Below are 5989 nucleotides of genomic sequence, written 5' to 3' on the forward strand. Positions count from 1 at the left end.
ACCCTGGAGGCCGTGGCCCTCGCCCACCGCGGCGACGCCGGAGCCCGCGAGGTCTACGCGCGGGCCGGGGAGGCCATCGGCAGGGGCATCGCGACCGTGGCCAACCTGCTCGGCCCCGAACGCGTGATCATCTCCGGCGAAGGTCTCGCCGCCTACGACCTGTTCGCCGAGCAGATCCGCGACTCCTTCGCCGAGGCCGCCTTCGGCTCCGCCGCCCGCTGCGACGTACGCACCCGCCCGCTGCCCTTCGACGAGTGGGCGCGCGGGGCCGCCGCCACCGCGATCCAGTCCTTCATCCGAGCCGCCGACTAGCCCGCACGATCACACTCCGACCCGCACGAGGAGCCCAACGATGTACTCCCTCACGCCCGTTCGCGCCCTGAGAGCCATGGTGGTCCTGGCCCTCACCGCCGGCTTCGCCACCCACCTCCCCACCGCGCACGCGGACACCGCGCCGGCCGTCGCGGCCAAGCCCTATATGGGCTGGTCGAGTTGGAGCATGCAGTCGTCCAAGTACCCCGGCCTCAACCCGGACGGCGACTACAGCTACCTCACCGAGGCGAACGTCAACAAGCAGACCGACGCGCTCGCCACCAAGCTGAAGAACTACGGCTACGACCACGTCAACATCGACGCCGGCTGGTGGATGGACAAGACCTGGAAGTCCGGATTCGACGAGTACGGACGCCAGAAGGCCGACCCGGTCCGCTTTCCCAGCGGCATGAAGGCCGTCGCCGACCGCATCCACTCCAAGGGTCTCAAGGCCGGTATCTACCTGCCCGCGGGCCTGGAGAAGGGGGCCTACGGCGACGGGAAGACGCCCATCTGGAACGCCGACGGCTGCACCACCGCCGACATCGTCTACAGCGACCTGCGCACCACCAACGGCTGGGACAGCGCGTACAAGATCGACTTCTCGCGGCCCTGCGCCCAGAAGTACATCGACTCCCAGGCCCAGTTGATCGCCGGATGGGGCTACGACTTCCTCAAGCTGGACGGTGTCGGCCCCGGTTCGGGCAAGAGCGGTGATCAATACGACAACGTTGCCGACGTGGCCGCCTGGAACAAGGCCATCACCGCCACCGGACGCCCGATCCACCTCGAACTCTCCTGGTCCCTCGACTACGGGCACGCCGCCGACTGGAAGAAGTACTCCAACGGCTGGCGCATCGACACCGACGTCGAGTGCTACTGCAACACCCTTGTCAGCTGGGAGAACTCGGTCGACGACCGCTGGGACGACGCCCCCGCGTGGACCGGCCAGGCGGGCCCCGGCGGCTGGAACGACCTCGACTCCCTCGACGTCGGCAACGGCGCGATGGACGGCTTGACCAAGGCGGAACGCCAGAGCTACGCCACCCTGTGGGCCGTCGCCAAGTCCCCGCTCTTCACCGGCGACGACCTCACCCAGCTCGACGACTACGGCCTCTCCCTGCTCACCAACCGTGAGGTCATCGCCGTCGACCAGAGCGACGCCCCGCCCGCCCGCCCCGTCACCCCGTCCGACGCCCAGCAGGTGTGGGCCGCCAAGAACCCCAACGGCACATACACCGTCGCCCTGTTCAACCTCGCCAGTGCCCCCGCCGCCGTCTCCGCGAACTGGACGACCCTCGGCTTCACCGGCAAGGCCGACGTCCGTGACCTGTGGAACCACGAGGACCTCGGCTCCTACACCAACAAGGTGACCCAGGCCCTGCCCGCCCACGGCTCCCGCCTCTTCACCGTCACCCCGCACGGCAGCGCCGTCACCGCGACCGCCTACGAGGCCGAGGCCACCACCAACACCCTCAGCGGCAACGCCAACATCGCGGACTGCTCGGCCTGTTCCGGCGCCCACAAGGTCGGCAACCTCTACCTCGGCGGCAAGCTCACCTACAACAACATCGTCGTCGCCAAGGCAGGCACCTACCAGGTGAAGATCGCCTACGTCAGCGGTGACTCCCGCTCGGCGAGCATCTCCGCGAACGGCAACGGCGCCACCAGCCACAAGTTCCCGTCCACCGGCGACTGGGGGACCGTCGGGACGGTCAGCGTGCCGGTGACCTTGAAGGCGGGCGCCAACACCATCACCTTCGACAGCGGTTCGAGCTACGCACCGGACATCGACCGGATCGACGTGCCCAACTCCTCCTCCTGAGCCGACCTTTTCGGAGATCCCCATGTCCAGTGCACCGTTCGACCTGCCCAGACGCAACGTCCTCGCCCTCGCCGCGGCCACCGGCGCCCTCGCCGGCCTGCCCGCCTTCACCGCCTCGGCCGCACCGGAGCGCCCCACCAACACCTCGTACGGCAGCGGCACTTCACGCAACACCCTGTGGTGGCAGGCCCCCGCCGACGACAACTCGATGATCGAACAGGGCCTTCCCGTCGGCAACGGCCGCCTCGGCGCCCTCGCCAGCAACGACCCCGGCCACGAGGTACTCCTCGTCACCGACGCCACCATGTGGACCGGCGGCCTCAACGACACCCTCGACTCGGACGGCCAATTCCCCTACGGGCGCGCCGACTTCGGCTCCCTCACCCTGCTGGCCCGGCTCACCGTCGACATCCCCGACCACGACCTGGGAGCGGTCAACGGCTACCGCCGCACCCTCGACCTCGAACAGGGCGTGGCGACCACCTCCTACGTCCGCTCCGGAGTGACGTACCAACGGCAGCTGTTCGCCAGCCGCCCCGACGACGTGATCGTCCTGCACTTCACCCAGAACGGCGGCGGGCGCTACACCGGCACCGTCGAGCTGGCGGGCACGCACGGCGAACCGGCCACGGACACCCGCTCGTTCGGCGGCACACTGGCCAACGGCCTGCGCTACGGCGCGGCAGTCACCGCGTACGGCACCGGCGGCAGCGTCACGGTGAACGGCTCGCGCGTCGCGTTTTCCGGCTGCAAGGACGTCACCGTCGTGCTGAGCGGCGGCACCAACTACGCGCCCAACGCGGCGGCCCACTACCGCGATCCGTCCCTCGACCCGCAGAAGCTGGCCCGCACCAAGGTGAGCGCAGCCGCCAAGCACACGGCGGCCACCCTGCTGCACACCCATGTCGCCGATCACGGCGCGCTGTTCGGGCAGTTGGACATCTCGCTCGGCACCTCGTCCGCCGACCAGCGCGCCCTGGACACCTGGGAGCGCATCCAGGCCCGCGCCCGGGACGGCGAGCCCGACCCCGAACTCGAAGCCTCCTACCTCCAGTTCGGCCGGTATCTGATGATCGCCGGCTCCCGGGGCAGCCTGCCGATGGGCCTCCAGGGGAACTGGCTCGACGGCAACGACCCCGACTGGATGGGGGATTACCACACCGACATCAACATCCAGATGAACTACTGGATGGCCGACCGCGCCGGACTCTCCCAGTGCTTCGACGCGTTCACCGACTACTGCGTCGCCCAGCTCCCGGACTGGACCGACCTCACCCGCAGACTCTTCAACGACTCCCGCAACCGCTACCGCAACTCCAGCGGAAAGAACGCCGGTTGGACCGTCGCCATCTCCACCAACCCCTACGGCGGCGGAGGTTGGTGGTGGCACCCGGCCGGTAACGCCTGGCTGAGCAACACCCTCTGGGAGCACTACGAGTTCACGGGTTCACGGGCCCACCTCGCGAAGATCTACCCGCTACTCAAGGGCGCCGTCGAGTTCTGGGAGGCGCGGCTGCTCACCACGACGCTGCCCGGCACCTCGAAGGAGGTGCTGATCGCCGACAGCGACTGGTCGCCCGAACAGGGACCGCTCGACGCCAAGGGCATCACCTACGCCCAGGAACTGGTGTGGGCGCTGTTCGGCAACTACTGCGTCGCGGCAGCCGAGTTGAAGAAGGACACCGGTTACGCGGGCACGATCGCGGGACTGCGCAAGAAGCTGTACCTCCCGGTGGTCAGCCCCAAGACGGGCTGGCTGGAGGAGTGGATGTCCCCGGACAACCTCGGGGAGACCACGCACCGGCACCTGTCCCCGCTCATCGGACTCTTCCCCGGCGACCGCATCCGCCCCGACGGCTCCACCCCGAAAGACATCGTCGACGGCGCCACCGCCCTGCTCACCGCCCGGGGCATGGACAGCTTCGGCTGGGCCAACGCCTGGCGCAGCCTGTGCTGGTCGCGGCTCAAGAACGCCGAGAAGGCCTACCAGTTGGTCGTCAACAACCTCCGCCCGTCGACCGACGGCAGCAACGGCACCGCCTCCAACCTCTTCGACATCTACCAGGTCGAGGTGGGCCGCGGCATCTTCCAGATCGAGGCCAACTTCGGCACCCCCGCGGCGATGATCGAGATGCTCCTCTACTCCCGTCCGGGGCATCTGGAGCTCCTCCCGGCGCTCCCCGACGCGTGGGCCGCGTCCGGGTCCGTCACCGGTGTCGGCGCCCGTGGCGGCTTCGTCGTGGACCTCCACTGGAAGAACGGGAAGCCGACCGAGGTGAGGGTCCGCAGCGTCAACGGCCGGACCACGACGGTGGCCTTCGGGACCGACACCCGGACGGTGCGGCTGACACCGGGCGCGTCCGTCACGCTGCGGGACTTCGCCCGGTGACGGCCCGACCGGCACGGTTACGCCGTGGGCTGGCCCTGGTGATGGTGGCCGTGGCTCTCCAGGCCGTGCCCGCACAGGCACGGTCGGAGCCCGCCGTCCCGACGGCGGCGTCGGCCTCGGGCGGTTCGCACACCGTCGTCACCTGGGCAGCGAGCGCCGACCGGATGGGCGACGGAGTAGCCGGCCGCGGCTACCGCATGGTCGTGCACACCAGTGTCGCGGGCGGCGAGCTGCGGATCCGGCTCTCCAACGCCTTCGGCGACCGGCCGGTGACCTTCGACAGCGTCTACGCGGGCGTGCAGAAGGAGGGCGCCGCGCTGGTGCCCCGGTCCAACCGGCGGCTCACCTTCGGCGGCGGACGGTCGGTCACCGTCCCCGCCGGGGCGACCGCGTACAGCGACCCGCTGACCGGCGGACTGCCTGCCGCCACCAACCTGGTGGTCAGCATCCACAGCCCGGACGCGGCGGGCCCGGCGACCGGTCACGGACTGGCCATGCAGACGTCGTACGCGACCCAGGGCGACCACACGTCCGAGGAGAGCGGTGCCGCCTGGACCGACACCATCGGCGCCTGGTACTACCTCGACGCCGTCACCGTACGGACCGGCGCGGACACCAGTGCCGTGGTCGCTCTGGGCGACTCCATCACGGACGGCTGGGCGAGCACGACGGACCAGAACCGGCGCTGGCCCGACTACCTGGCCCGACGGCTCCAGCGGGCCGACACGACTGTCAAGGGAGTGGCGAACGAAGGGATCTCCGGCAACAAGGTGCTCGCGGACGGCGCCGGGCAGAGCGCCCTCAAGCGGCTGCAGCGGGACGTCCTGTCGCAGCCCGGTGTCCGCACGGTGTTCCTGTTCGAAGGGGTCAACGACATCAAGGCCCACAGCGGCGTCACCGCCCAGGACCTGATCGCCGGCTACCGCGACATCATCGACCGGGCACACGCCGCCGGGAAGTGTGTCGTCGGCGCCACGGTCGGACCGTTCGAAGGTTGGTCCGAATGGGACCCGGCGGGCGAGGCGGTACGCCAGGAGGTGAACCAGTTCATCAAGGACAGCGGGGAGTTCGACGCCGTCACCGACTTCGACCACATCCTCCGCAGCCCCTACGACCAGGAAAGGATGCTGCCCTTCTTCGACAGCGGCGACCATCTGCACCCCAACGACAAGGGCATGCAGGCCATGGCCGACGCGGTCGACCTCGCCGGTCTCGACTGCGGCCGGTGAACCTCAGCCGGACGCCGTCGCCTCCGGGGTGATCAGGCCCTGCCGGTAGGCGATCGCCACCGCCTCCGTACGGCTCGCGGCGCCCAGCTTCGCGAGGATGTTGGAGACGTGGACGCTCGCCGTCTTGCCGGTGATGAACAGCTCCTCGCCGATCTGGCGGTTGCTGCGGCCGAGCGCGAGCAGCCGCAGCACGTCCTGCTCGCGGGCCGTCAGCGGCGAGGGGCGCTCCCCGCC

Annotated in this window: 5 protein-coding genes; 4 read left to right on the forward strand and 1 reads right to left on the reverse strand. The window is 69.8% G+C overall.

Annotated elements, in window-relative coordinates:
* The 4 genes from R6V09_RS43615 to R6V09_RS43630 form a co-directional block, all read left to right on the forward strand.
* The coding region (locus R6V09_RS43615; protein ID WP_317887029.1) for an ROK family protein at positions 1-312 on the forward strand (312 nt) is incomplete at its 5' end.
* Between the two features lie 40 nt (positions 313-352).
* A complete protein-coding gene (locus R6V09_RS43620; RefSeq protein WP_317887030.1) occupies positions 353-2137 on the forward strand; it encodes an alpha-galactosidase D in 1785 nt (594 codons plus the stop codon).
* Positions 2138-2159: 22 nt separating this feature from the next.
* Entirely contained in the window at positions 2160-4526 is a 2367-nt protein-coding gene (locus tag R6V09_RS43625) for a glycosyl hydrolase family 95 catalytic domain-containing protein (RefSeq protein ID WP_317887031.1), read from the forward strand.
* Positions 4523-5755: an SGNH/GDSL hydrolase family protein gene (locus tag R6V09_RS43630; RefSeq protein WP_317887032.1), complete on the forward strand. Its 1233-nt coding sequence runs from the start codon at positions 4523-4525 to the stop codon at positions 5753-5755. The genes R6V09_RS43625 and R6V09_RS43630 overlap by 4 nt, the downstream gene beginning before the upstream one ends.
* A gap of 3 nt (positions 5756-5758) precedes the next feature.
* Here the strand turns inward: R6V09_RS43630 and R6V09_RS43635 are convergent.
* The coding region (locus tag R6V09_RS43635) for a helix-turn-helix domain-containing protein (RefSeq protein ID WP_317887033.1) at positions 5759-5989 on the reverse strand (231 nt) is incomplete at its 5' end.

This window comes from Streptomyces sp. W16, assembly GCF_033194735.1.
In the GTDB taxonomy this organism is placed as follows: Bacteria; Actinomycetota; Actinomycetes; order Streptomycetales; family Streptomycetaceae; genus Streptomyces.